The sequence below is a fragment of the Curtobacterium salicis genome, from assembly GCF_011759505.1.
Classification (GTDB): domain Bacteria; phylum Actinomycetota; class Actinomycetes; order Actinomycetales; family Microbacteriaceae; genus Curtobacterium; species Curtobacterium salicis.
Genome location: NZ_JAAOYO010000002.1, coordinates 513929 through 538031, shown reverse-complemented (window position 1 = coordinate 538031; position 24103 = coordinate 513929). Strand labels below are relative to the sequence as shown.

Genomic DNA, 24103 nt, shown 5'->3' with positions numbered 1-24103 from the left:
GCTCGTCGCATGAGTTCGACTGGTGTCGCTGCGCCCGGGACCGATACGGCAGGTCCGCGCTCCGCCGCGCTCGACGTGCTGCACCGGGTCTGGGGCTACGACGCCTTCCGGGGTGCACAGGCCCAGATCATCGACCGTGTGGTGGCCGGTGGGGACGCCCTCGTCCTCATGCCGACCGGTGGCGGCAAGTCGCTCTGCTACCAGGTGCCCTCGCTCGTCCGCGACGGCATCGGCGTCGTCGTCTCGCCGCTGATCGCCCTCATGCAGGACCAGGTCGACGCCCTCGCCGCGAACGGCGTCCGGGCCGCGTTCCTCAACTCCACGCAGGGTCCCGACGAGCGTGCCCGGGTCGAGCGGGACGTCGTCACCGGGCAGGTCGACATGCTCTACCTGGCGCCCGAGCGGTTGAAGATCGAGTCCACGCGGTCCCTGCTCGACCGGGCCCGGATCGCCCTCTTCGCTATCGACGAAGCACACTGTGTGGCGCAGTGGGGGCACGACTTCCGCCCGGACTACCTCGAACTCAGCGTCCTCCACGAGCGCTGGCCGGACGTCCCCCGCATCGCGCTCACGGCCACCGCGACGCCGCAGACCCACCGCGAGATCTCCGCCCGGCTCGGGCTCGACGACGCCGCGCACTTCGTCGCCGACTTCGACCGGCCGAACATCCAGTACCGGATCGAACCGAAGACCGGGGCGATGCAGCAGCTCCTGACGTTCATCCGCACCGAGCACAGCGGCGACGCCGGCATCGTCTACTGCCTGTCCCGCAACTCCGTCGAGCGAACCGCCGCAGCACTGGTGCAGCAGGGCATCGCCGCGCTGCCGTACCACGCCGGTCTCGACGCCCGGGTGCGCGAGCGGAACCAGGCGCAGTTCCTCCGCGAGGACGGCATCGTCATGGTCGCCACGATCGCGTTCGGCATGGGCATCGACAAGCCCGACGTCCGCTTCGTCGCGCACCTGGACATGCCGAAGTCGGTCGAGGGCTACTACCAGGAGACCGGACGAGCCGGGCGAGACGGTCTGCCCGCCACCGCGTGGCTGGCGTACGGCCTGAACGACGTCGTGCAGCAGCGCCGGATGATCGACCAGTCCGAGGGCGACGCCGCGCACCGCCGTCAGCTCAGCGCGCACCTCGACGCCATGCTCGCGCTGTGCGAGACGATCGAGTGCCGTCGGGTGCGCCTGCTCGCCTACTTCGGGCAGGAGTCCTCGGCGTGCGGCAACTGCGACACCTGCCTGGCCCCGCCGGAGTCGTGGGACGGCACGGTGCCGGCGCAGAAGCTGCTGTCGACCATCGTGCGGCTCGACCGCGAGCGCGGCCAGCGGTACGGCGTCGCGCACCTGGTGGACATCCTCACCGGCAAGCAGTCGCCCCGCGTGACCGAACTCGGACACGACTCCCTCGCCACGTTCGGCATCGGTCAGGACCTGTCCGACGCGGACTGGAAGGCCGTCGCCCGGCAGCTGCTCGCGCAGGGCTACGTCGCGGTGTCCGGAGACGGGTACGGCACGCTCGTCCTCAGCCCGACGAGCGCGGACGTCCTGGCCGGCCGGGTCGAGGTCCGGATGCGTCGCGACCCGGTGAAGGCACCGCGTGCCGGGCGGACCCGACGGGCCGCCGTGGTGTCGGACATGCCGCAGGAGGCGATGCCGCTCTTCGAGTCGCTGCGGCAGTGGCGCGCCGGGCAGGCACGTGAGCAGGGCGTCCCCGCGTACGTGGTGTTCAACGACGCGACCCTGCGTGGGATCGCCGCGGTGCAGCCGTCGGACCTCGACGAGCTGTCCGAGATCTCCGGTGTCGGCGCCGCCAAACTCGAGTCGTACGGGCGGGCCGTCCTCGACGTCGTGGCGGCTGCGGTCTGATCCATGCCGTCCGGGGCATGTCGGCCCCGAGCGCGTCATTACACTCGGGAACTCCCGCTCGACAGGAGGCCGTGTGACCCGTTCGACGAAGTCCGCCACCGTGCTCGGACGCGCCGTGGTGGCGCCCCTGGCACGACTGCTGTGGCGGCCCGAGGTGGTCGGCCGGAAGAACGTCCCGAAGCGCGGTCCGGTGATCCTGGCGAGCAACCACCGGTCCTTCATCGACTCGCCGACCATCACCCTCCTGGCCCCGCGGAAGGTGTCGTTCCTCGCGAAGCAGGAGTACTTCACCGGGACGGGCTTCCGGGGTGCGCTGTCACGGGCGTTCTTCTCCGGCATCGGTGCGATCGGCGTCGAGCGCGGTGCCGGTGCCGCGGCGCAGCAGGCGCTCGACCTCGGCCTCGCCCGGCTCGAGGCGGGCGAGGCGTTCGCGATCTACCCCGAGGGCACCCGCTCGCTCGACGGTCGGCTCTACAAGGGGCGGACCGGGGTGGCCTGGCTCGCCCTGACCAGCGGCGCACCGGTCGTGCCGGTCGCGCTCACCGGGACCGAGGACGTCCAGCCCGTCGGATCGCGGCTGCCTCGGCTGGCGCGGGTCCGGATCGAGTTCGGCGAGCCGATCGACCTCTCCGGGTTCGGGGCCGCGGGCTCCGGTCGGGCCCGACGGCAGGCGACGGACGCCGTGACGGCGGCGATCCAGGCACTCAGCGGCCAGGAGCCGGCGGGCGTGTACAACGAGCCGCCGGCCACGATCGTGGAGCGGGTGAAGCGGATCCTGCAGCACGACGACCGTGGCGACGCCGATCCCGACTGACCGTCACTATTGCATATCTGAAATACTGATCGTATGGTGGGACCAGCCCGCCGGGATCAGCATCGGTGGGCACCCGAACTCCTCCAGGGAAAGGCCCACCATGTCCTCGACGCCGCTCTTCGACGCCATCGCCCGCCGGATGGGACAGTCCGACTCCGCCCCGGTCCGGCCGTCCATCGACGTGCCCGCAGAACTCGTCGAGGTCATCGACGCCGTCCCCGCCAGCCTGCGGGCCTCGCTCGCACGGGAGCACGTCGTCTGCCACGAGCAGCTCCCGCTGGTCGAGGCGGTCGTCGACGCGGTCACCCGCGCGGTCGTCGACGCCGTCGCGCTCGAGCTCGACCGGATCCTCGCCAGCGGCGTCGTCCGGGCCTGACCGTCGCCGTGTCCCCACTGATCTCGATGCCCCGGCGACGACCCGGTGCCCGAGGCCGGCACCGCCGAGCCCGAGCCCGGCACGCAGCGACGGCGACAGCGACAGCGGTCCCCGGCGCCCGCCCACGACTCCCGCCGGGCGCGTCGCTCACCGTCGCTCTCGTCCGCGCCTCGGCCAGCAGCACCGTCCGTGACGTGCGGGACCACTGGTGGGGTCGACGGCGACTCGCCCTGGCGTCGGTCGCGATCGCCGGCTGCCTGCTGGTCACGGACACGGCGCCGCCGGCGGCCGATGCCACGCCGGTCGTGGTGGCCGCACCGGGTGTGCCGTCGCAGGTCTTCCGCGCGGTCGGGGCCACCCCGGACACCCCCGCGCGAGCCGACTTCACGATCGTCCGCCGGCCCGACGGAGTGCTCCTGGCGCGCCAGCCCGGGTCGTCCGAGGCCGTCGCGCGTCCGGTCGCCGGGACGATCCCGTCGGCCGGCAACTTCGGCGGCCGGAGCGTCGCCGGGTGCGCCGCGTGTTCGACGGATCACCAGGGCACCGACTTCGCTGCTGCCACCGGGACGCCCGTCCTGGCGGTGATGTCCGGGACGGTCGTGTCCGCCGGGGTGCTCGGCGGGTACGGCAACCAGGTGCTCCTCCGCCACGCCGACGGCACGGAGACGCGGTACGGACACCTGTCCGTCGTCGACGTGCGGCCGGGGCAGTCGGTCGGCGTGGGCGAGCGCATCGGTGCCGTCGGCAGCACCGGTGTCTCCACGGGGCCGCACCTGCACTTCGAGGTGGTCCTGGCCGGGCAGCCGGTCGACCCGGAGCCGTGGCTCGCGGCCCGGGGTCTCCTGCACTGACGGGTCCGGGTGTGCGTCCGTCCACGGCTTCCCCGGTGCTGCGTCGGCACCCCGGCGAGCCGCGTACCGTCGATCTGGTCGTGGCAGGGAGCCACGCGGTGAGGAGACCACGGTGCGCGTGTCGGTGTTGGGAACCGGAGCGATGGGAGCGGGCGTCGCACAGTCGCTCCTCCGAGCGGGGCACGACGTGACGGTGTGGAACCGCACCGCGGACCGGGCCCGTCCGCTCGGCGAGCACGGGGCGACGGTGTCGACGGACGCTGCCGACGCGGTGTCCGGGGCGCAGGTCGTCCTGCTGACCCTGTTCGACACCGACGCGGTCGTCGACGTCCTCGAGCACGCTGCCGGCGAGGCACCGCAGGACGCCGTCTGGGTGCAGGCGTCGACGATCGGCGTCGCGGGGACCGAGACGATCGTGCAGCTCGCCGAGAAGTACGACATCACGCTCGTCGAGGCGATGATGCTCGGCACGAAGGCCCCGGCGGAGCAGGGCACGCTCACGATGCTCGTCGCCGGTGCGGACGAGCCGGTGTCGGTGATCGCGCCGGTGCTGGACGCCGTCAGCGCGAAGGTCGTCCGCGCCGGCGACCACGTCGGGCAGGGGACGGCGCTGAAGCTCGCGGCCAACGCCTGGATCGCGTCGATCACCGCCGCGACCGGCCAGTCGCTCGCACTCGCCCGGGCGCTCGGACTCGACCCGCAGCTGTTCCTCGACGCGATCGACGGTTCGGCGAGCGACTCCGCCTACGCGCACACGAAGGGTGCGGCCATGATCGCGGGATCGTTCCCCGCGCAGTTCGCCCTCGACGGGCTGCGGAAGGACATCGGCCTCATCACCGACGCCGCCCGTGACGCGGACGTCGACACGACCCTGCTCGCGGCCCTCGGCCGGGTCTACGCCGACGCCAGCGCGGCGGGGCACGGCGGTGACGACATCGCGGCGGTGGGGACGGCGTTCTGACCCGGACCGGGCCGTGCCGCGTTCCTGGTCCGGTCCGCGTCAGGACCGGCGGAACAGGTCGCGGAGGCGACGGGCGAACCGGCTGACCGACTCGTCGTTCAGGGTGTTCGCCAGGTCGAACGCTTCGCGCGTCGGGTCGGCGCCGTCGCGGATCCGCCGGAGCGCGGCGTCAGCGCGGGCACGGGCGTCGAGCTCCGCCGTGGGCATGTCGTCCTCGGGCTCGCGCATCGTGTCAGCGTACGCCCGGTCCTCGACGCTCCGTGCGGACGAGGTCCGGCTCAGTCCTCGTCGACGTCGGTGACGTCGGTCTCGTCGACGGCGCCAGCCATCTGCTGCAGGAACGCCACCACGACGGCCATGTCCTCCGGCGGCAGGTGCTGCGCGACCTCGACGGCGCGGGAGTCCAGGTCACCGATGACCGCGAGCGCCCGTCGCATCGACTTGCCGGTGGCGGTGAGGATGACGCCGCGGCGGTCGCCCGGGTCCGCGTGACGCTCGACGTGGCCGGAGCGGACGAGTCGGTCGACGAGCGCCGAGGTCGACGCCGCGGTGATGCCGAGCCGTTCCGCGAGCTCCTTCGAGTTGACGGTGCGCCCGGAGGTCTCGGCGTCGACGAGCACCCGCAGGGCCATCAGCGCGTTCTCACCGATCCCGAGTTCCTCACGCACGCGACGCTGGGCAGAACTCTCAGCGGTGCGGTACCGACGCAGGGCGTTCAGCACGTCCACCGCGTCGACCCGGGAGTCCTCGCCGTACCAGAACCCCGGGGCTGCTGTCGTCACCTCGGAAGTCATACGGACAATGCTAGACGCTCTAGTTAGTTTGTCTAGCGAGCGAGATGACTTGCACGCCCAGCGTCCAGGGAGCGCTCGGAACACGTCCCCCGCAACACCGGTGACGCGGCTCGGAAACACCCCGGCAACGAGCCCTCAGTAGGTTCGGCGCATGCAGGAGTCGCCGTGCTGAACCGACTCGCGAGGAGCGTCCACAGTGTCGGGGGCGCGGTCGAGCGGACGGACGTCGTCGCGCGCCTGCTCGACGTGCACCTCGCCCGGCGGGACCCCGCGACCGACGATCCGGGCCTCGGTCGGGACCTCCGGCTGGTGGTCGGCGCCACGGTGCCACCGGACGTGGACCTCAGCCCGTCGGCGACCCTCGACGCGCTGGCCCTGGACCGACACGAGCCGGCCTCGATCGCCGCGGCCGTCGCCGTCGCGCGGGACGACGCCCGCCGTGCGCGTGACGTCGTGTCGACCGAGCTCTGGGACTGCCTCAACACGACGCGTTCCCGCCTGCCGCGGAAGATCGTCGGCGAGAAGGCGCACGAGTTCCTCGGATGGGTGCGCGAGCGCAGCGCCCTGGCCGTCGGCGTGGTCGACGGGGACGTCAGCCGCGACGAGGTGTGGGAGTTCTTCACGCTCGGCCGTTCGCTGGCACGGCTGACCGTCACCGCGCGGATGCTCGCCTCGGACCTGCTCGACCCGGGTTCGGCGACGTCCTGGTCGACCGCGCTCCGTGCCTGCGGGGCGGGGGAGGCCTTCCACCGGGAGTTCCGGCACGGCAGCACCTCGGCGGATGCGGCCACGTTCCTCCTGCTCGACGAGCACAGCCCACGGTCGCTCCTGTTCCTGGCACGTCGGAGCGAGGGGTGCCTCGACGACCTGGTCGGGGTGCACCTGGCGGCCGAGGTCCGGGCGTTCGGCGAGGCCCGTGCGGAGCTCGAGACGGTGACGCCCGACACCGCCGTGGACGCGGCCCGGTCGGCGGGGTCCCGGCTGGCCGCGGCGGCCGAGACGATCACGGCCGCGCTCGACCGCCGGGTGTTCGCCGCGCCGGAACCGGCTCGCTGACCCGACGGCGTCGCTGACCCGACGGCGTCGCGGAGGGTGGTCCGGGTCACCGCTCGGGCGACGGCCGCGTCAGACCGCGCTCGAGCGCTCCACGACCGCCTCGTCGTGCTCCAGGTCCCGCCGCACGGCGGCCCGAGCGGCTCGCGTGCCGGGTGCCGGGGCGACCACCGGCAGTGACCGTGTGACGGCCAGGTGCAGGCGGTTGTCGGCGTCGTAGCGCAGGCGGACGTGCTGGAACCGGACGAGCCAGACGAGTGCGATCGCCAGGGCGACGAAGCCCGAGGTCGCGCCGACGCCGATGGCCCAGCGGGGGCCCCAGGCGTCGGCGACCGCTCCGACGATCGGGGCGCCGAGCGGCGTCCCGCCGGCGAAGACCGCCATGTAGAGGGCCATCACGCGTCCGCGCATCGCGGGTGCGGTGGTGGTCTGCACGAGGGCGTTCGCGGTGGTCATGAAGGTCAGTGAGGCGAGCCCGACGAACGCGAGCAGGACGGCGAAGGTCCAGTAGGTCGGTGCGAACGCCGCGGCGGTGCAGGCGAGTCCGAACCCGCCGGCCGCGATGGTGAGCGTCCGCATCCGGGGGACCTCCCGGCGCGCGGAAAGCAGTGCGCCGAGCACCGACCCGACCGCCATCACCGAGTTGAGGAGTCCGAACTCGCCGGCGCCGCGGTGGAACTCCACGCGCGCCATCGTCGACGTGAAGATCGGGAAGTTCACGCCGAACGTCCCGACGACGAAGATCATGCAGAGCACCACGATGATGTCCGGTCGGGTCCGGACGTACCGGAAGCCCGCGACGAGCTGCCCCTTGCCGCGTGGAGCCCGCGCCCGGTCGGCGAGCTGTCGTGGGTCGACGAACCGCAGCGCGACGAGCACGGCCAGGAACGACCCGGCGTTGATGACGAACACCCACCCGGATCCGATCGCGGCGATGAGGACGCCGGCGACCGCGGGGCCGATGAGCCGAGCGGCGTTGAACGACGCCGAGTTGAGCGCGACGGCGTTGGAGACCTGTTCGCCGGTGACGACGTCGGACACGAAGGCCTGGCGGACCGGGGTGTCGAAGGCGGCGACGACGCCGAGTGCGAGCGCGAAGCCGTAGAGGGACCAGAGCGTCGCGGTGTCGGTGAGGACCATCACGGCGAGCCCGAGGCCGAGCAGCCCCATCAGGCCCTGCGTCAGCATGAGCATCCGGCGTCGGTCGAAGCGGTCGGCGACCAGGCCGGTCCAGGGCAGCAGGAGCAGCTGCGGCCCGAACTGCAGCGCCATGGTGACACCGACCGCGACGGCGTCGTCGTGGGTCAGCTGGGTGAGGACGAGCCAGTCCTGGGCAGTGCGCTGCATCCACGTGCCGATGTTCGACACGAGGGCACCGGCGAACCAGATGCGGTAGTTGCGTCCCGAGAGGGACCGGAACATGGCACTCACTGGGCGGCGAGCCTCCGGAGGATGTCGGTGGCGGCGGTGAGGGTCTTCCGTTCCGCCGGGGTGAGCGCTGCGAGGCGCGGGGTGAGCCAGCCGTCGCGGCGCTGCCGTGTCTCGGTGACGAGGTCGTGGCCGTCGGCGGTCGGGCAGAGCAGGACCTTGCGGCGGTCGTCGCCGTGGTCGTCCTTCGTGAGCAGCCCACGGTCGACGAGCGCGGTCACGGTCTTCGTCATGGAGGGCGGGGTGACGCCTTCGTGGCGGCTGAGGTCCGCGAGGGTCATCGCGCCCTCGCGGTGCAGCAGGGCGAGGGCGGAGAACTGGGCGTCGCTGACGGTCGTGTCGGCCTTCTGTGCTCGCAGGGTCCGGGACAGCCGGTTCACGGCGATCCGGACGTCGCTGGCGAGCGAGGGGTCGGGCGACGGGCGACGACGCGCGGCGGTGGGGAGCGGGTCGGTGACGGTCACGAGTCGTCAGCCTAGCTCATTAGTTCAGCGAACGAATCAGTTCGGCCCGATCACGTGGGGAGCAGCGCGGGAACAGGCCTGCCGACCCCGGTCGACGGGCGTACAGTGGGGTACTGGACAACAGGTGTTGCCCAATCGACACGGGCCGGAAGGCACGGGAGGAGCAGGACGCATGAACGGGTTCGAGGGCAAGGTCGCCATCGTCACCGGTGGTGGCAGCGGCATCGGTGAGTCGATCGCGAAGGAGCTCGCGGCAGCGGGAGCCTCCGTCGTCGTCACGGACATCAAGCAGGAGGCCGCCGAGCGGGTCGCCGCCGAGATCGAGCAGGCCGGTGGCACCGCGGCCGCCGTCTCCGCGAACTCGTCGATCGCCGCCGACAACGAGCGGGCCGTCCAGTTCGCCGTCGACACCTACGGCGCACTGCACCTCGCCGTCAACAACGCGGGCATCGGCGCCGCACCGCAGCCCATCGGCGAGTACGACATCGAGGCCTGGGACCGCGTCCGCGCCGTCGACCTCGACGGCGTCTTCTACGGTCTGCGCTACGAGATCCCGGCGATCCTGGCGGCCGGCGGCGGCGCGATCGTCAACATGTCGTCGGTCCTCGGTTCGGTCGGCATCGCGAACAACGCCGCCTACGTGGCGTCGAAGCACGCCCTCGTCGGCCTGACGAAGGTCGCCGCGCTCGAGTACACGGCGAAGGGCGTCCGCACGAACGCCGTCGGCCCGGGCTTCATCGACACCCCGCTCGTCCGCTCCTCGCTGAGCGGCGACGAGCTCGCCGGCCTCGAGGCGCAGCACGCCGCCGGACGGCTCGGCACGGACGCCGAGGTCGCCGCGCTCGTCCTGTTCCTGCTCAGCGACCAGGCGTCGTTCATCAGTGGCAGCTACCACCTGGTGGACGGCGGGTATTCGGCGCACTGACCGGTCACCCGCGTGCCAGGCACCCGCCGGACACGCGCACCGGACGGGAGGCCCGGCGGACGTGAGCAGACCCGCTCACGTCCGCCGGGCCTCCCGTCCGTCAGTCGACCGCCCGCGTCAGGACCGCGTCGTGCGCCAGGAGCGCGTGTACGCCCCAGGTGCGGTTCGCAACCTGGGTGACCCGCATGCTGACGGCGACGCTCGCCATGCCGAGCGCCTCGGCGCGGGTGATGTCGTACGAGCCGGCGATCCAGTCGACCATCCGGTCGAGCGCGGTCGCGGTCGCGGCGTTGAGGTCTGCGTCGAACCCGAACGTGATGCGTCCCGCCGGGGTGTCCGCGTAGATGCCCGCGACCGGTGCCTCGTCCAGCAGCGTCAGGGTCATCGTGGTCGTCATGCCGCACTCGACGGCGGTGCCCGAGACCTCGCCGTCGCCCTGGGCCGCGTGGCCGTCGCCGATCGAGAGCAGCGCCTCCGGCACCGTCACCGGCAGGTACAGGGTGGCGCCGGCGACGAGCTCCCGGCAGTCGATGTTGCCGCCGCCGAGGGGTCGCGGCGGGATCGTGGAGTGCTCGCCCGTGGCTTCCGGCGGCAGCCCGACGACGCCGAGGAACGGAGCCGTCCGCACCCCGAGCCCGAGTTGGTTGTGTGCCGTGCCCGCCGCGTGGTCGACGTCCCAGAGCAGCGGCCCGCGCGTGGACGGATCGGCCAGGCCGAGGGCACGGTTCAACGGGGTGTCGACGCCACCCGAACCGGTGTAGCCCCAGTCGTCCGGCACCAGGTCGTCGAAGTGCACGGCGAGCACCTGCCCGGGCCGGGCACCCCTGACGGCGATCGGACCGAGCAGGCAGTGGCCGCGGCGGGAGGCGATGAGTGTGGACTCCTCGACGCCCGGGGCCGGCAGCCGTTCGGTGTACCCGGCCGCGCTGAGCGTCGACGCCGTGACGGTGTCACCCGGGTCGACGGTCAGCACCGGTCGGCGTTCGGCGGTGAGCACGTCGACGGCGGTGTCCGGGGTGGTCTCGATGCGGTGGTGGGTCACCGGCCGATCATCCCAGGCACGGCCTGGGGCCGGCCCCGGACGGGGTGTCCCGGCCGGCCGTCAGTGGAACTGCGGGATCGTCATCCAGATGCCGTAGAGGACGGCCGCGATGCACAGCGCGAAGCAGACACCGGCACCGAGGTACGCCACCGGCGGTGTCGTACCGGAGCGCGCCGTCTCCTCGGAGTACTGCGTCTTCTCGCCGCCCGCGTCCACCGGCTGCCCGGTCCCGAGCAGTCGCAACCCCAGCGTGTAGAGCAGCACCACGCCGACGGCGGCCACGAAGCCGACGCCTGCGACGGTGCCGATGGCGGTGAAGTCGATGTCCATCGGTTCCTCCCTCAGTTCCCGGCGGCCACGGGCTCGCGCTCCGTGGTGCCCTCGTGCACGTCGGCCGCGCTGATCGGCTTGCGCCGGGCCAGCACGAAGAAGGTCAGCCCGCCGGCCAGGGCGAGCAGCGCCACGACGACCAGGCCGATCGTCGAGGTGGAGGCGAGCCACGTGGCGAGCCCACCGACGATCGCCGCGGACGGCAGGGTGATCACCCAGGCGATGACGATCTTGCCGACGACACCCCAGTGCACGTCCGCCAGCTTCTTGCCGAGGCCGGAGCCGACGACCGAGCCGCTCGTCACGTGCGTCGTGGAGAGCGCGAAGCCCAGGTGCGAGGAGACGAGGATCGTCGCGGCCGAGCTCGTCTCCGCCGCGAAGCCCTGCGGGGACTGCACGTCGGAGATCTTCTTGCCGACGGTCTGCATGATCCGCCAGCCGCCCATGTAGGTGCCGAGCGCGATCGCGAGCCCGCAGGCCAGGATCACCCAGAGTGCCGGACCGGTGCCCGCGCCCTGGTAGCCCGCTGCGATGAGAGTCAGCGTGATGACGCCCATCGTCTTCTGCGCGTCGTTCGTGCCGTGTGCGAGCGACACCAGCGATGCGGAGATCGTCTGCCCGTGCCGGAACCCGGTCGCGGCGCCGTGCGTGGTGGCGTTCTTCGTCAGGCGGTACGCGAAGAAGGTCGCCACGAGGGCGATGACGCCCGCGATGACGGGGGAGAGCAGCGCCGGCAGCACGACCTTCGAGACCACGGTGGCCCAGTCGACCGAGTTGAGCCCGGCACCGATGATCGACGCCCCGATCAGACCGCCGAACAGCGCGTGCGTGGACGACGACGGCAGACCGAAGTACCACGTCCCGAGGTTCCAGAGCACGGCTCCGACCAGTCCCGCGAAGATCATCGTGGGGGAGATGTGGATGCCGTCCTGGCCCTCGCGGATGATCCCCTGCGAGACGGTCTTCGCCACCTCGGTGGAGAGGAACGCACCGACCAGGTTGAGCACGGCGGAGATGAGGACGGCGGTGCGGGGCTTGAGGGCACCCGTGGCCACCGAGGTGGCCATGGCGTTCGCGGTGTCGTGGAACCCGTTCGTGAAGTCGAACACGAGGGCCACCACGATCACCAACACGACTGTGACGAGGACGTCCATGCGCGAGACGCTAGGCCCGTGGACGAGCCGCCGGGTGAACGCCGGGTGAACAGGTGCGCGGTCTGCGAGGATGCTGCCGTGCCCACGTTCTCCGCCGCCCGCGGCGACTCCTCGTTCACCGACGCCCACGGTGTCGAGATCGTCTACTCGACCTGGCGCGCCGCCAAGCCGAAGGGCGTCGTGCAGATCGCGCACGGTGTCGGTGAGCACGGCCTCCGGTACGAACCGCTCGCCCAGGACCTGGTGCGGGCCGGGTGGACCGTGCACGCGAACGACCACCGCGGACACGGACGGACCGGTCTGGCGCAGTGGGACGGCGACCATGCCCGACTCGGGCGGCTCGGACCGGGCGGCCTGCGTGCGGCGATCGCGGCCGTGGAGCAGATGACCGCGGTCGCGAAGGCGGACGACCCCGGCCTGCCGGTGGTGCTGCTCGGCCACTCGTGGGGGTCGCTGATGGCGCAGCGGATCGTGAACACCTCGTCCCAGGAGTACGCCGGCGTGGTCCTGTCCGCCAGCGCGCTCCGACTGCCCGGGCTGATGAACGGCGGCGACCTGAACCGGCGGCACGCGGCCTCCGGTCCGACGACGCACGAGTGGCTCACCCGCGACCGTGCCGTCATCGACGCCGTCGGGCTCGACCCGCTCGCGGTGGAGGCCGACGTGCTCGGGCTCTTCGGCCTGCCCGACACCCTGCGGCTGCTCGGCCTGCCGCGGCGGCGGATCCCGCACGACCTGCCGATGCTGTTGCAGGTCGGGTCCGAGGACTCCCTCGGCGGGCCCCGCTCCGTCGAGCTGCTCGCCCGCGCGTACCGGCGTCGCGGCCGGCTCTCCGACGTCACCGTCCGCGTGTACGACGGCGCCCGGCACGAGGTCTACAACGAGACGAACCGGGACGAGGTCGTCGCGGACCTGGTCACCTGGCTGGGCCGCGCGGTCGCGACGGCCTGAACCGGATCGCGCGGTGCCGGATCGGACCGCGCGAGGGCGTCGGTGCAGGATGTGGCGGCGGGTCGGCATCCCCCCCAAACGACGACGCCGACCCCGCCGATGAGCACCACCGTACCCTATCCGTGTACTGCGTCTTCCTCCGATAGGGCAGGAACACGGGCCAGGAAGTCCGCGACCGCGCCGTGGAAGCGTTCCGGTTCACGGTTCAGCTCACTGCCGTGCGGGCACGGTGCGATCTCGACCAGGGTCGCCGTCGTTCCTGCCGCAGCAACGAACCGGCGCGAGGCCTCGATCGGCACGTCCCGGTCGCCGACACTGTGCAGCAGGAGCATCGGCAGGCCGGCCGGGGCCGTCGGCCGGAGTCGCCGCATCGGGATCGGCGCCCGCAGGCCGGCGATGCGCGACAGCCCGGGGACCGTCAGGGCGACGGCGCCGAGGGAACCGAGGAACCCGGGGAACCCGGCCTTCGCCGCACCCGCGCGGAGGGCTGCGAACCAGTCGAGCGCCGGACACACCAGCACCATCGCGTCGATCCGGTCGCGGAGCGCCGAGTCGTTCGCGGCGTGCATGGCGATCGTCGCGCCCATCGACCACCCGACGAGCACCAGCCGCTCGGCACCGTGGTCGACGGCGTACCGCATCGCCGCGTCGAGGTCGTGCCACTCGTCCGTGCCGAACGTGGCCGGCAGCCCCCGGTCGTCCTCGACGTCGCCGCGGTACCCGATCACGAGCGAGCTCATGCCGGCGGCGAGGGTGTCCGGCACGGCGCGGAGGATCGCCTGCCGTCCCGAGTGGATGCCGTGCACGTGGATCGCCCACGTCGTCGCTCCCGCTACGGGGAAGGACCACGCCGTCCGGACCGAGTCGTCCGCGGTGATGACGACCTCGTCGAAGTCCGGCGACACCGCTCCGGGCCGGTCGATCAGGTAGCCGCTCCAGACCAGCTCGTCGCCGGGAGCCGGCAGGGCCTCCGGTCCGCCGAGGACCGCCCGGCGGACCCGGTCGCCGTCGTCGTCGAGCACGTCGCCGACCAGGAGGCTGTGGCGCGCGTCGTCGAAGTACACGCGGTACTCGCCGGGGCAGCGGGTCTGCTCGTCGGACGGCACGGTGATCGTCGTCGTCGTCGTCGTGGTCGTGGTCGTGGTCGTGGCCGTGGCCGTGGGCGTGGCCGCGGCAGTGGGCGCCGGCGCCGTGTCCGACCGGCCGACCTCGAGCACGGTGACGGTGCGTTTCGGGCGCGGGTGCACCGCCTTCCGTGCCACGACCACCCCCGCTGCCGTCACCGCCGCGACCCCCGCGGCCGCCACCGTCCCCGTCACCGCTCCGATCAGGCCCATGCGCTGACCCCGCTCGCCAGTCGTGCGTCCACTCGTCGCAAGAAGTGCTCCTCGTTCTCCGTGGCTTCCAGACGGCCCGCGACGATCTTGTCGCGGACCTCGATGTACCGCTGCGCGGCGGCGACCTCGGGCCCGCCGGGCACCCGGAGGGCGGGCGGTCCGTCACTGCGGTCGCGCGCTGAGATCAGGAACAACCGCACCGACACGGCACGCCAGGACAGGGTCGAGGACAACCGGCGGACCGTGCGCCACCCGTGCGCCAGCGCGATGCCGACGAGCCCCGGGTAGAACAGGCTGTTGAAGGTGACGAGCATCGCCCGCGAGAACCCGGTCTGCCCACCGGCGACGAACACCGCGGTGACGTCGACGAGCTCGGCGACCACGGACAGCACCACGAGCGCGAACCCGATGACGAAGAGCACGTCGGCCCCGCGGACCCGGGGCAGGAGCACGCGGATCGAGTCCGCCGCGAACCAGCCCATCGCGAGCATGTAGACGACGATGTGCACCCACGTCGCCGGCAGGTGCAGGTGCTCGTGGACGTACGTCGTCGGTTCGCCCACGTGGTCCGGGATCGCGACGAAGGTCACCGTCTCCACCAGGAGCACGGCGACCAACCACCGGAGGCGCGACCGTGCAGCGGACCCGGTGTGGGCACGGGTGGCGTCACGGAGGAACCAGAAGGCGGCGGTGGCGGCGAGGACCTGCACCAGGTCGATCGCGTTGACGTCGCCGAGCGCCGCGTCGATGTCGTCGACCGGCCACACCACACCCACCGTGGAGATGCCGACCACTCCGAGGGCGGCGGCGAAGAAGGCCGGCCGCCGCTCGGCGCTGGCCAACGCGTCGACCCGGAGCAGCAGGAGCCCGACGACCGCCCAGAACGCCGCGGCGATCACGCGAAGGCGTCCTCGCCCGGCGACGCGGTCGACGTCCGGAGGCGCGTGAGCAGCAGCATCGCGCCGCGCTCGGCGACGAGCTCCTCGATGTCGACGCTGCGCGCCTGGTCGGGGGACGTCCGGCCGGGGACGCGAGCCCGTGCGGCCGAGACCTCGGCGGTCACCCCGGCGTACCCCCGACCCAGGACGTCGGCCGGGACGTGGCAGCCGCCGTGTCCGGCCGCGATGTGCATGAACTCGTGGAGCACCACGAACAGCTGGTAGAGCCGCGGGTCGTCCGGGTGGAAGTACACCTGCCCCGCGTCCGCCGTGTTGAGGTACAGCCCGGTGACGCTCGCCGGCTGACCGCGAGCGGGCAGCGAGTCCAGCGGTGCGACCCGGACCGGCTTGCCGAACCAGCGCTCGAGCGACGTCCGGAGTGTGTCGAACGTGATCGGTCCCGCCGGCAGGGCGAGACCGTCGATCGCGGCCTCCGCCAGCTGCGTCGTCAGGCGGTTCGTCCGGACCGTCCTCACCGGAGGCCCCCGCGCTCGGACGGGGCGGCGGCGCGGATCGCGTCCGCGATGGCCAGGAGCTCAGCGGGGGAGGCCGCGTTGACCGACCGGGCCGCGATCCCGACACCGGTCTCGGCCAGGGCGGTCTCGACCTCGAGCCGGGCGTCGAGGACGTCGACGACCCCGGGCACCGCGACACGGAGCAGGTACTCGGCGGGCACGTCGAAGAACTCCGCCACCGTCCGGAGGTCGTCGTCGGTGACCTCCGTCGGCTCGCCGGCCAGCAGCTGCTCCCAGTCGGCACCGGCGAGCAGACGCCCCCGCTTCGCCAGCGCCGCACGGACCGCGCGGTCGACCGGGGGCGCGGGCGTCCGCGCGACGTGCAGGGCCACGAGCTTCCGCAGCCGGTACCCGAGGAGCGCTGCGTCGGGCCGGTCGTCCACCTCGGCGGCGCCCCGCCGGTCCGTCTCGGTGATGGCCGGCTCCAGCAGGGTGCGGACCGGGACGCCGAGCGCCTCGGCGATGGTCTGGACGTCGTTGGTGCTGAACGAGGTCTCGCCGCGGGTGCGCTTGTAGTAGTAGCCGCGGCTGAAGCCGGCTCGCGCGATCAGGGCCGGCGTGGAGACACCGCGTCGGACCCGGAGGTCGTCGATCGCGTCGACGAGCGCCCGCGAGAACTCGTTCGGCTCGCCGCTCCCCTGTCTGCCCACCCGACGACCCTATTGCGAAACCGACCGCAGGTGGTCGACCAGCCGCGGATGCGGACGGACCGCCTGTCGGACGGGAGGCTCGCCACCCGGCCGCCACGTGCCTCCCGGAATAGGGTGGCGGCATGCACGGTGAGTACAAGGTCCCCGGAGGCAAGCTCGTCGTCGTCGACCTGGAGGTCGTCGACGGCAGGATCGACCAGTTCCGTCTGGCGGGTGACTTCTTCCTCGAACCGGACGACGCGCTCCCGCTCATCGACCGGGCGGTCGACGGGCTGCGGGCCGACACCGACGCCGCCGGGATCGCGGCCGCCGTTCGGCACGCGCTGCCGGAGGACGCCGTCCTGCTCGGCTTCACCCCCGAGTCCGTCGGGGTCGCGGTCCGCCGTGCCCTGTCGCGGGCCTCGTCGTGGCGTGACTACGACTGGAAGGTCATCCACGAGGGGCCGATCAGCCCGAACGAGCACCTCGCGCTCGACCAGGTCCTCACCGAGGAGGTCGGCGCCGGACGCCGTGGACCGACGCTCCGCATCTGGGAGTGGGACCAGCCGGCAGTCGTGATCGGCTCGTTCCAGTCGCTGAAGAACGAGGTCGACCCCGCCGGAGCCGAGAAGTACGGCGTGCAGGTCGTCCGCCGCATCTCGGGCGGCGGCGCGATGTTCATGGACGCCGGCGCGATCATCTCGTACTCCCTGTACGTGCCGACCGAGCTCGTGCAGGGCATGACCTTCGCCGACTCGTACGCGTACCTGGACGAGTGGGTGATCGAGGCGCTGAAGTCCCTGGGCATCGAGGCCTACTACCAGCCGCTCAACGACATCACCTCGACCAAGGGCAAGATCGGCGGCGCCGCCCAGAAGCGTCTGGGCACCGGGTCGCTGCTGCACCACGCCACCATGAGCTACGACATGGACGGCGAGAAGATGGCGCAGGTCCTCCGCATCGGCCGCGAGAAGATGAGCGACAAGGGGACGACGAGCGCCGCGAAGCGTGTCGACCCGCTGCGGTCGCAGACCGGACTGAGCCGTGCCGAGATCATCGACCGGCTCGTCGGCACGTTCACCAAGCTCTACGGGGCGACCGAGGGGCACGTGACCGACGCCGAGCGGCAGAAGGCGCAGGAGCTCGTCGACACGAAGTTCTCGACGCGGGAGTGGCTCGAGCGCGTGCCCTGAGCGGCGCGGCGGCCGGCGCCGCCGTCCGTGCGGATCACGAGGATCAGCCGCGCGGCGGATGTCCTCCGCCGGACGGCCACGTAACGTCGCTGCCGTGAACTGGTTGATCTTCCTGGGGGCGGTGGCCGCCGCGGTCGTCGTGATGTGGATCGCCGACCGTGTGGGCTGGATCGACCTGTCGAACAAGTCCACGCGCGGGGGCGGATCCGGTGGCGTCGTGTCGATGATGGACGAGGTGTTCGCGCCGACCCGACACGAGACGCAGGCCGAGTACGAGCGGCAGGCGCGCCTCCCGCGCGAAGCGCCGACGCCGTCCCGGGACGACCACGACCTGCTCAGCGGGACCGTGCTCATCCGGGTGCCGTCGGCCCGTGCCGGCGACGGCACGCACCGGGCGGGGACGCACGACCGCTCCCGCTGAGCGCCCTGCGCCGGGTGGCCCGGCGCTCGCGCGGGTCAGCGCGTGAGCAGGTCCTGGTGGTCCGGGTGCCGCTCGAGCCAAGCGGCGACGTAGCTGCACTCGGCGACGACCCGGCGATCGGAGTTCGCGCGGACGTCGTCCAGGGCGTGCTCGACGAGGATCGAGGCGTGTCCGCCGCCACGGTGCTCGGGATCGACCTCGGTGTGCACGAAGTGGATCGCGTCGCCGTCGATCTCGTAGGCGGCGAGGCCGATGACCTTGCCGTCCTCGACGAGGGAGTACTGGTTCTGGTCGGTGTCGTTGCGCACGTCGAGACTCATCCTCCGGAGGCTACGCCGGGCACCTCCCGCGGAACGCAACGTGGGCGGTTGCACACCGCGGAGTACCGCTGCGTGCAATCGCCCACGTTGCGTTCCGCGAAGGGTCAGCCGGCCGTGTGGCGGCCGTGCGGGTGCTCGTCCGCGGCGTGCGCGCCGTGCTCCGTCCGGATGGCACCGGTCGCCGCGGGAGGCTCGTCCACCGGCGTCGACGACGAGTGCGCTCCGTGGGTGGACGCGTGGGGCAGGGGCGCGCGGGTGTCGTCCGTCGCGGTCTCCGTCTCGGTCGCGGTCGGGAGGACCGAGACCTGCGAACCGCCGGCCGTGCGTGCCGAGCGCGGCTGCGCGGGCACGTCGGGCGAGGTCGGCACGGCCGACATCGACCCGGTGTCCGGCGAGACGAGCGAGCCGGAGCCCGCCGCTGCCTGCTGGGCATCGGCGGCCAGGCGGTCGTCGTCCGCGCTCTTGCGTGCGGCATCGGCCTGCTCCTGCAGCGCCGACGTCTTGCGCAGCGGCGGCACCTTGAAGAACCAGGTCAGGACGAAGGCCAGCAGGACGACGGCCAGGCCGACCCAGTAGACCGTCACCGCGGAGTCGCTGAACCCGACCAGGAACGGACGGCTGAGGCGCTTGTCCGACCCGTTGAGGAACGACGTGTCGTTGGTGGACGAGGTGCTCGAGGATGTGCCGCCCTTGCCGTCCCGCAGCTGGTCGACGAGCTTCGGTGCGACGGCGTCGACGATGCCCTTCCGCTGCGAGGCGTTCGAGTAGTCGACCTGCAGGGTGCCGTCGACGACCTCGGCACCCGCCTTGGCCGCAGCGGTCTGCAGCGCCTTCTGCTCGGCGTCGCCCTTCGCGTCGGCGATCTGCTGCGCGATGATCGTGTCGGCTGCTCCGGACGGGATGGTGCCCGCGTCGACCTGCTGCTGCACGGCGGCGGTGACCTGCTTCGTCACGGCCTGGTCGGCTGCCTGCTTGGCCTGCACGGCGCCCTGGTCGAGACCGTCCTGCACGTTCTGCTTGATCGGCGTGACGATCGGGTTCCAGATCTGGTCCATCACGCCCTTGTTCGCGTCGGCGTTCGCGACCGCCGGGTTCAGGGCGGCGTTCAGGGCGCTCTTCAGGTCGGACTCGTTCTGCAGCGCCCCGGTGATGTTCGTCGGCATCAGGCTGAACAGCACGGACAGGAGCACCGCGGTGCCCATCGTGCCGCCGATCTGGCGGAAGAACGTGGCGGCGCTGGTGGCGACACCGATGTCCCGCGGCGACACGGAGTTCTGCGCGGCGAGCGTCAGCGTCTGCATCAGCTGGCCGAGGCCGAGACCGATGAGGAACATGCCCGTCATCAGGAACCACAGCGGCCGGTCGGCGGTGAGGAACGTCAGCACCGTGTAGCCGACGGCGGTGAAGGCCGTACCGGTGACCGGGAAGATGCGGTACTTGCCCGTGCGGGAGACGATCTGGCCCGACGCGATCGACGAGATCATCAGGCCGAGGACCATCGGCAGCATGGCGAACCCGGACTCGGTCGGCGTCACGCCCTTGACGATCTGCAGGTACAGCGGGATGGTCAGCATCGCGCCGAACATGCCGAAACCGATGAGCACGGACAGGACGGCGGCCATCGAGAAGACGTGCGAGCCGAAGAGCTTCAGCGGCAGGATCGCGTCGTCGCCCATCGCCCGCTCGACGATGATGAACGCGATCAGGCCGAGTGCGCCGACGCCGTAGCACGCGAGGGCACCGGGGGAGCCCCAGCCCCACTCGCGACCCTGCTCGGCGATGAGGAGCAGCGGCACCAGCGTCACGATGACGAGGGAGGCGCCCCACCAGTCGATGCGCGGCTTGCGACGCTCGCCGTACTTCGGCAGGTGCAGGAACGTCAGCACCATGAAGAGCGCGATGATGCCGATCGGGACGTTGATCAGGAAGACCCAGCGCCACCCGGAGATGAAGAGGAGCTCGTTCGCGCCGGCGAAGACACCGCCGACGAGCGGACCGATGACGGACGAGATGCCGAACACGGCCAGGAAGTAGCCCTGGTACTTGGCGCGCTCGCGCGGTGCGAGCATGTCGCCCATGATCGCAAGCGGCAACGACATCAGGCCACCGGCGCCGAGGCCCTGCAGGGCACGGAAGCCGGCGAGCATCAGCATCGACGTCGAGAACGACGCGGCGAGGGAACCGAGGATGAAGATCGCGATCGCGGTGATGAACAGCGGGCGTCGACCGAAGAGGTCGGAGAGCTTGCCGTAGATCGGTGTGGTGATCGTCGAGGCGATCAGGTAGCCCGTCGTGACCCAGGCCTGCTGGTCGAGACCGTGCAGGTCGTCGCCGATGGTGCGGATCGCCGTGCCGACGACCGTCTGGTCGAGGGCGCCCAGGAACATGCCGGCCATCAGGCCGTAGATCACGAGCAGGATCTGGCGGTGGTTCATCACGACGTTCGACGACGTCGTGGGGGCCGCGGGTGCGGTCGCGGTCTGTGTCATGTGCGGGACTCCCGAAGATTTTGCGCTGCGTGCAAAGTTACAACTCGGGCAACGGCAGCGCGCACCGGGAACGCGTTCCTGTGGACATCGGCAGCCCTCCACAGTCCGATGTGGGGCAGACCTCCGGCGTCCTCGATCGGGAGCGGTGTCAGGCGACCGCTTGCTCGAGCGCCTCCTGGAACCGCTCGTCGACCTCGATGCGGAGTTCGCCGGTCTCGTGGTCGAACGAGGACACCGGGGAGACGTGGTCGTGGCGCGAGAACAGCAGGTGCGGGCTCAGCAGACCGCCCGGCAGGCCGGCGTCCTGGTCGCCGAGGATCTGGACCAGCAGCCCAGCGAGGGTCTGGATGGCCTGCAGGCTGTCCGCATCGCGGAGCGGGACCGCGAGCAGCAGGTGGCGGTGCGGGACCGCGAACACCGTGCCGAACGGCGCGGCACCGAACAGCGCCGGCAGGTTGACGGCCTTCGAGGCGACGAAGAGCGACTCGCCCTCGACGATGTGGACGCCGGGTGCGATCTCGGCGTTGGCGTCGACCGGCTCGGCGTCGGTGTTGAACCGGGCCATCGCCCAGAGCTCATCGGCTCCGAGTGCGAGCTTCGGCAGCGTCTGCGTCGCCAGGGTGCTCACCATCGTCGGGTAGTCGACGCAGAGCCCCAGGACGAGACCCGGTGCGAACGGCCGTGCGTACGTCAGGTCGGTCGGGTCCGCGCCGTCCTCGGCGAGCAGCCGGAGGCGGACCCGGTCACGCAACTCGTCGGCGCCCAGTTCTTCCGGCGTCGGTTCGCGGTGTGCCTGCAGCATCCGGTCGAAGTGCGCCCGGACGATGGCCGTCCGACGCTCGTCGTTCTCACCGCGGACCTGCACGGCGAGGTTCGCGAGCAGGTACACCTGCCCGTCCGCCCCGAGCAGGCGCGCCTGCGCCGGATCGCCAGGAGGCCCGTCCACCGTCGTCTCCACGCCCTGCTCAGCGAGGACGCGCTGTGCGAGCACGACGAGGGGGAGCGGCTCCGCCGCCGGCTTCTTCCGTCCGAACAACGCCATGGCGCTCAGCCTGGCACGGAACGGTCGGACTGTCAGGCCCCGAGCGCGGCGTCGACGATCTCCTTGGCTTCGCGCTGGACCTGCTCCAGGTGCTCCTGCCCGACGAAGCTCTCGGCGTAGATCTTGTACACGTCTTCGGTGCCGGACGGGCGGGCGGCGAACCACGCCTTGTCCGTGACGACCTTGACGCCACCGACGGCCGCGTCGTTGCCCGGCGCCTTCGACAGCTTCGCGGTGATCGGGTCGCCCGCCAGGGTCTCGGCGGTGATGGCGTCCCCGTCGAGCTTCGACAGGCGGGCCTTCTGCTCCTTGCTGGCGGCCGCGTCCACGCGCTGGTAGACCGGGTCGCCGAAGCGCTCGGTGAGCTCCGTGTAGAGCTGCGACGGCGTCTTGCCCGTGACGGCGACGATCTCGGACGCCAGGAGCGCCAGGATGATGCCGTCCTTGTCGGTCGTCCACGCGGTGCCGTCCATGCGGAGGAAGGACGCGCCGGCGGACTCTTCGCCACCGAAGGCCACGGAGCCGTCGATCAGGCCCGGGACGAACCACTTGAACCCGACCGGGACCTCCCACAGGCGTCGGCCCAGGGACTCGGCGACCCGGTCGATGATGCTCGACGACACCAGGGTCTTGCCGATCGCCGCGTCGTCCCGCCAGTGCGGGCGGTGCGCGTAGAGGTACTCGATCGCGACGGCGAGGTAGTGGTTCGGGTTCATCAGACCGCCGTCGGGCGTGACGATGCCGTGTCGGTCGGAGTCGGCGTCGTTGCCGGTCAGGACGTCGAAGTCGTCCTTGCGCGCGACGACCGACGCCATCGCCGAGGGGCTCGACGGGTCCATCCGGATCTTGCCGTCCCAGTCGAGCGTCATGAACGACCAGGTCGGGTCGACGTCCGGGTTCACGACGGTGAGGTCCAGGCCGTAGTGGTCGCGGATGAGGTTCCAGTAGGGCAGCGACGCTCCACCGAGCGGGTCGGCACCGATCTTCACCCCGGCACGCTTGATGGCGTCGATGTCGATGATGTTCTCGAGGTCGGCCACGTAGTTGTGCAGGAAGTCGTACCCGTCGTGCGTGGCGTGCTCGGCGCGCTGTACCTCGGCGTTGCCGCCGGCGATGATCGCGTTCGCGCGGTCGGCGATCCACGTCGTGGCGTCGCTGTCGGCCGGGCCGCCGTGCGGCGGGTTGTACTTGAAACCGCCGTCGCGGGGCGGGTTGTGGCTCGGGGTGATGACGATGCCGTCCGCGGTGTCGTCGTGCCCGGCGGTGTTGTAGGCGATGATCGCGTGGCTCAGGGCCGGGGTCGGGACGTACCCGTTGTCGGCGTCGGCGAGCACGTGCACGCCGTTCGCAGCCAGGACCTCGAGCGCGGTGCGCTCGGCCGGGCCGGAGAGCGCGTGGGTGTCACGGCCGATGAAGAGCGGGCCGTCCGTCCCCTGTGCGGTGCGGTACTCCACGATCGCCTGCGTGATGGCGGCGATGTGCGTGTCGTTGAACGCACTGTCGAGTGAGGAGCCGCGGTGGCCCGAGGTGCCGAACACGACCTTCTGCTCGGGGTTCGTGACGTCCGGGACCCGGTCGTAGTACGCCGCGGTGAGCGCATCGAGGTCGACGAGGTCGTCTGCGGTCGCTGGGGTTCCGGCACGGTCGTTCATGACCCCATCCTGGCATCGCGGGGGTGGATGCGCCCACGGTTGGGGTGAACCGTGCGGAGCGGGTGTGGGGAACCGCGGTGTCCCGCCGGGACGAACGCGAGCGGCCGCCTTCCTCGGCCTGGGGGGAAGCCGGGGAGTGCGACCGCTCGCGGTCTCGCTGCTCGCCGCGAAGGCGAGCCGTTCTGGGGGCGGGCCGGACGGCCTGCCGGGGCGGGCCGGACGGCCTGCCGGAGCGGGCCGAGACGGCCTGCCAGTGGCGGGGGAGGCCGCCCGCCGGTGGTCAGGCCGTGCGGAACGACCCGGTCGCGGTACGGACGGACCCGGTGACGGTCCGCGTGCTCGCCGTCACCGTGCTCGGGCGACGGAACTCGGTGTCCACGAACCGACCGACCCGTCCGGCCGCGACACCCGTGTAGGTGCCGACCGCCGCGTCGACCCGCAGCGCACGCCCGGTCGAGGTGTAGGTGCCGAGCTCGTCGCGCTGACGAAGTCCGCTGACGAAGGTCCCGCCGAGGGGGAAGGTGCTCATGGTGCTCTCCTCGCTGTCGTGCCGAG

Annotated in this window: 26 protein-coding genes; 10 read left to right on the top strand and 16 right to left on the bottom strand. The window is 71.9% G+C overall.

All coding sequences use genetic code 11. The features are described from left to right. The first annotated feature begins 9 nt into the window (after window positions 1–9). The 5 genes from recQ (at window position 10) to E9228_RS17540 (ending at window position 4871) form a co-directional block, all read left to right on the top strand. On the top strand, window positions 10–1869 hold the full coding sequence (recQ, locus tag E9228_RS06850; RefSeq protein ID WP_166779818.1) for a DNA helicase RecQ: 1860 nt from the start codon (window positions 10–12) through the stop codon (window positions 1867–1869). Between the two features lie 73 nt (window positions 1870–1942). After that, window positions 1943–2683, top strand: coding sequence for a 1-acyl-sn-glycerol-3-phosphate acyltransferase (locus E9228_RS06845; protein ID WP_166779817.1), 741 nt, complete (start codon window positions 1943–1945; stop codon window positions 2681–2683). Window positions 2684–2783: 100 nt separating this feature from the next. Further along, window positions 2784–3059, top strand: coding sequence for a hypothetical protein (locus tag E9228_RS17015; RefSeq protein ID WP_166779816.1), 276 nt, complete (start codon window positions 2784–2786; stop codon window positions 3057–3059). Window positions 3060–3253: 194 nt separating this feature from the next. After that, complete coding sequence (locus E9228_RS17310) at window positions 3254–3910, top strand: M23 family metallopeptidase (RefSeq protein ID WP_341849808.1); 657 nt, start codon at window positions 3254–3256, stop codon at window positions 3908–3910. 118 nt (window positions 3911–4028) lie between these two features. After that, window positions 4029–4871 (top strand): NAD(P)-dependent oxidoreductase, encoded by an 843-nt coding sequence (locus tag E9228_RS17540; protein WP_341849807.1) that lies wholly within the window; start codon window positions 4029–4031, stop codon window positions 4869–4871. Window positions 4872–4910: 39 nt separating this feature from the next. On the opposite strand, the gene E9228_RS06825 is transcribed toward E9228_RS17540, so the two are convergent. Both E9228_RS06825 and E9228_RS06820 read right to left on the bottom strand, forming a co-directional pair. Beyond that, window positions 4911–5099: a hypothetical protein gene (locus tag E9228_RS06825; RefSeq protein ID WP_166779815.1), complete on the bottom strand. Its 189-nt coding sequence runs from the start codon at window positions 5097–5099 to the stop codon at window positions 4911–4913. 50 nt (window positions 5100–5149) lie between these two features. Next, window positions 5150–5665 carry a MarR family winged helix-turn-helix transcriptional regulator gene (locus E9228_RS06820; RefSeq protein ID WP_166779814.1) on the bottom strand — a complete coding sequence of 172 codons (516 nt, stop codon included), beginning with the start codon at window positions 5663–5665 and terminating at the stop codon, window positions 5150–5152. A 165-nt stretch (window positions 5666–5830) separates the two neighbouring features. On the opposite strand from E9228_RS06820, the gene E9228_RS06815 reads away from it, so the two are divergent. Beyond that, the gene (locus E9228_RS06815; protein WP_166779813.1) at window positions 5831–6721 is read left to right on the top strand and encodes an alpha-E domain-containing protein; all 891 of its coding nucleotides are present in this window, start codon (window positions 5831–5833) and stop codon (window positions 6719–6721) included. Window positions 6722–6790: 69 nt separating this feature from the next. Here the strand turns inward: E9228_RS06815 and E9228_RS06810 are convergent, their stop codons facing one another. Then, window positions 6791–8140: an MFS transporter gene (locus E9228_RS06810; protein WP_166779812.1), complete on the bottom strand. Its 1350-nt coding sequence runs from the start codon at window positions 8138–8140 to the stop codon at window positions 6791–6793. Window positions 8141–8145: 5 nt separating this feature from the next. Further along, complete coding sequence (locus E9228_RS17005) at window positions 8146–8610, bottom strand: MarR family transcriptional regulator (protein ID WP_166779811.1); 465 nt, start codon at window positions 8608–8610, stop codon at window positions 8146–8148. 172 nt (window positions 8611–8782) lie between these two features. Here E9228_RS17005 and E9228_RS06800 point away from each other — a divergent pair, with 172 nt between their 5' ends. Next, window positions 8783–9535 carry an SDR family NAD(P)-dependent oxidoreductase gene (locus E9228_RS06800; protein WP_166779810.1) on the top strand — a complete coding sequence of 251 codons (753 nt, stop codon included), beginning with the start codon at window positions 8783–8785 and terminating at the stop codon, window positions 9533–9535. A 100-nt stretch (window positions 9536–9635) separates the two neighbouring features. On the opposite strand, the gene E9228_RS06795 is transcribed toward E9228_RS06800, so the two are convergent. Genes E9228_RS06795 through E9228_RS06785 form a run of 3 tightly spaced genes read right to left on the bottom strand, consistent with a single transcriptional unit; the run spans window position 9636 to window position 12061 of the window. After that, a complete protein-coding gene (locus E9228_RS06795; protein WP_166779809.1) occupies window positions 9636–10577 on the bottom strand; it encodes an acetamidase/formamidase family protein in 942 nt (313 codons plus the stop codon). A gap of 60 nt (window positions 10578–10637) precedes the next feature. Next, window positions 10638–10907, bottom strand: a complete 270-nt coding sequence (locus E9228_RS06790; protein ID WP_166779808.1) for a hypothetical protein — start codon at window positions 10905–10907, stop codon at window positions 10638–10640. A gap of 11 nt (window positions 10908–10918) precedes the next feature. Continuing rightward, a complete protein-coding gene (locus E9228_RS06785; protein WP_166779807.1) occupies window positions 10919–12061 on the bottom strand; it encodes an inorganic phosphate transporter in 1143 nt (380 codons plus the stop codon). A gap of 78 nt (window positions 12062–12139) precedes the next feature. On the opposite strand from E9228_RS06785, the gene E9228_RS06780 reads away from it, so the two are divergent. Continuing rightward, on the top strand, window positions 12140–13012 hold the full coding sequence (locus E9228_RS06780) for an alpha/beta fold hydrolase (protein ID WP_166779806.1): 873 nt from the start codon (window positions 12140–12142) through the stop codon (window positions 13010–13012). 116 nt (window positions 13013–13128) lie between these two features. On the opposite strand, the gene E9228_RS06775 is transcribed toward E9228_RS06780, so the two are convergent. Genes E9228_RS06775 through E9228_RS06760 form a run of 4 tightly spaced genes read right to left on the bottom strand, consistent with a single transcriptional unit; the run spans window position 13129 to window position 16452 of the window. Next, window positions 13129–14349, bottom strand: a complete 1221-nt coding sequence (locus E9228_RS06775; RefSeq protein ID WP_166779805.1) for an alpha/beta hydrolase — start codon at window positions 14347–14349, stop codon at window positions 13129–13131. Next, window positions 14340–15248 (bottom strand): hypothetical protein, encoded by a 909-nt coding sequence (locus E9228_RS06770; RefSeq protein ID WP_166779804.1) that lies wholly within the window; start codon window positions 15246–15248, stop codon window positions 14340–14342. Before E9228_RS06770 ends, E9228_RS06775 begins: the two co-directional genes overlap by 10 nt. Then, the gene (locus tag E9228_RS06765) at window positions 15245–15763 is read right to left on the bottom strand and encodes a hypothetical protein (RefSeq protein ID WP_166779803.1); all 519 of its coding nucleotides are present in this window, start codon (window positions 15761–15763) and stop codon (window positions 15245–15247) included. Before E9228_RS06765 ends, E9228_RS06770 begins: the two co-directional genes overlap by 4 nt. Next, window positions 15760–16452: a helix-turn-helix domain-containing protein gene (locus E9228_RS06760; protein WP_166779802.1), complete on the bottom strand. Its 693-nt coding sequence runs from the start codon at window positions 16450–16452 to the stop codon at window positions 15760–15762. The genes E9228_RS06765 and E9228_RS06760 overlap by 4 nt, the downstream gene beginning before the upstream one ends. Window positions 16453–16574: 122 nt before the next feature. On the opposite strand from E9228_RS06760, the gene lplAB reads away from it, so the two are divergent. Together lplAB and E9228_RS06750 are read left to right on the top strand one after the other, a co-directional pair. After that, window positions 16575–17624: a lipoate-protein ligase LplAB gene (lplAB, locus tag E9228_RS06755; protein WP_166779801.1), complete on the top strand. Its 1050-nt coding sequence runs from the start codon at window positions 16575–16577 to the stop codon at window positions 17622–17624. A gap of 94 nt (window positions 17625–17718) precedes the next feature. Continuing rightward, complete coding sequence (locus E9228_RS06750) at window positions 17719–18045, top strand: hypothetical protein (RefSeq protein ID WP_166779800.1); 327 nt, start codon at window positions 17719–17721, stop codon at window positions 18043–18045. A gap of 35 nt (window positions 18046–18080) precedes the next feature. Here the strand turns inward: E9228_RS06750 and E9228_RS06745 are convergent, their stop codons facing one another. The 5 genes from E9228_RS06745 to E9228_RS06725 all read right to left on the bottom strand — a co-directional run bounded on the left by E9228_RS06745 (window position 18081) and on the right by E9228_RS06725 (window position 24077). Continuing rightward, a complete protein-coding gene (locus tag E9228_RS06745) occupies window positions 18081–18365 on the bottom strand; it encodes a GNAT family N-acetyltransferase (RefSeq protein WP_166779799.1) in 285 nt (94 codons plus the stop codon). 104 nt (window positions 18366–18469) lie between these two features. Further along, the gene (locus E9228_RS06740) at window positions 18470–20854 is read right to left on the bottom strand and encodes an MDR family MFS transporter (RefSeq protein ID WP_166779798.1); all 2385 of its coding nucleotides are present in this window, start codon (window positions 20852–20854) and stop codon (window positions 18470–18472) included. A 148-nt stretch (window positions 20855–21002) separates the two neighbouring features. Then, window positions 21003–21896: a hypothetical protein gene (locus tag E9228_RS06735; RefSeq protein WP_166779797.1), complete on the bottom strand. Its 894-nt coding sequence runs from the start codon at window positions 21894–21896 to the stop codon at window positions 21003–21005. 32 nt (window positions 21897–21928) lie between these two features. Beyond that, complete coding sequence (gene pgm, locus E9228_RS06730) at window positions 21929–23548, bottom strand: phosphoglucomutase (alpha-D-glucose-1,6-bisphosphate-dependent) (protein WP_166779796.1); 1620 nt, start codon at window positions 23546–23548, stop codon at window positions 21929–21931. A gap of 280 nt (window positions 23549–23828) precedes the next feature. After that, a complete protein-coding gene (locus tag E9228_RS06725) occupies window positions 23829–24077 on the bottom strand; it encodes a hypothetical protein (protein WP_166779795.1) in 249 nt (82 codons plus the stop codon). Window positions 24078–24103: the final 26 nt, after the last annotated feature.

What these genes read in the sequence shown, in the direction of transcription:
- recQ (WP_166779818.1), top strand. Translation starts at nt 10, where the DNA reads ATGAGTTCGACTGGTGTCGCTGCGCCCGGGACCGATACGGCAGGTCCG.
- E9228_RS17015 (WP_166779816.1), top strand. Translation starts at nt 2,784, where the DNA reads ATGTCCTCGACGCCGCTCTTCGACGCCATCGCCCGCCGGATGGGACAG.
- E9228_RS06825 (WP_166779815.1), bottom strand. Translation starts at nt 5,099, where the DNA reads ATGCGCGAGCCCGAGGACGACATGCCCACGGCGGAGCTCGACGCCCGT.
- E9228_RS06820 (WP_166779814.1), bottom strand. Translation starts at nt 5,665, where the DNA reads ATGACTTCCGAGGTGACGACAGCAGCCCCGGGGTTCTGGTACGGCGAG.
- E9228_RS06810 (WP_166779812.1), bottom strand. Translation starts at nt 8,140, where the DNA reads ATGTTCCGGTCCCTCTCGGGACGCAACTACCGCATCTGGTTCGCCGGT.
- E9228_RS06800 (WP_166779810.1), top strand. Translation starts at nt 8,783, where the DNA reads ATGAACGGGTTCGAGGGCAAGGTCGCCATCGTCACCGGTGGTGGCAGC.
- E9228_RS06790 (WP_166779808.1), bottom strand. Translation starts at nt 10,907, where the DNA reads ATGGACATCGACTTCACCGCCATCGGCACCGTCGCAGGCGTCGGCTTC.
- E9228_RS06785 (WP_166779807.1), bottom strand. Translation starts at nt 12,061, where the DNA reads ATGGACGTCCTCGTCACAGTCGTGTTGGTGATCGTGGTGGCCCTCGTG.
- E9228_RS06775 (WP_166779805.1), bottom strand. Translation starts at nt 14,349, where the DNA reads ATGGGCCTGATCGGAGCGGTGACGGGGACGGTGGCGGCCGCGGGGGTC.
- lplAB (WP_166779801.1), top strand. Translation starts at nt 16,575, where the DNA reads ATGCACGGTGAGTACAAGGTCCCCGGAGGCAAGCTCGTCGTCGTCGAC.
- E9228_RS06745 (WP_166779799.1), bottom strand. Translation starts at nt 18,365, where the DNA reads ATGAGTCTCGACGTGCGCAACGACACCGACCAGAACCAGTACTCCCTC.
- E9228_RS06740 (WP_166779798.1), bottom strand. Translation starts at nt 20,854, where the DNA reads ATGACACAGACCGCGACCGCACCCGCGGCCCCCACGACGTCGTCGAAC.
- E9228_RS06735 (WP_166779797.1), bottom strand. Translation starts at nt 21,896, where the DNA reads ATGGCGTTGTTCGGACGGAAGAAGCCGGCGGCGGAGCCGCTCCCCCTC.
- pgm (WP_166779796.1), bottom strand. Translation starts at nt 23,548, where the DNA reads ATGAACGACCGTGCCGGAACCCCAGCGACCGCAGACGACCTCGTCGAC.
- E9228_RS06725 (WP_166779795.1), bottom strand. Translation starts at nt 24,077, where the DNA reads ATGAGCACCTTCCCCCTCGGCGGGACCTTCGTCAGCGGACTTCGTCAG.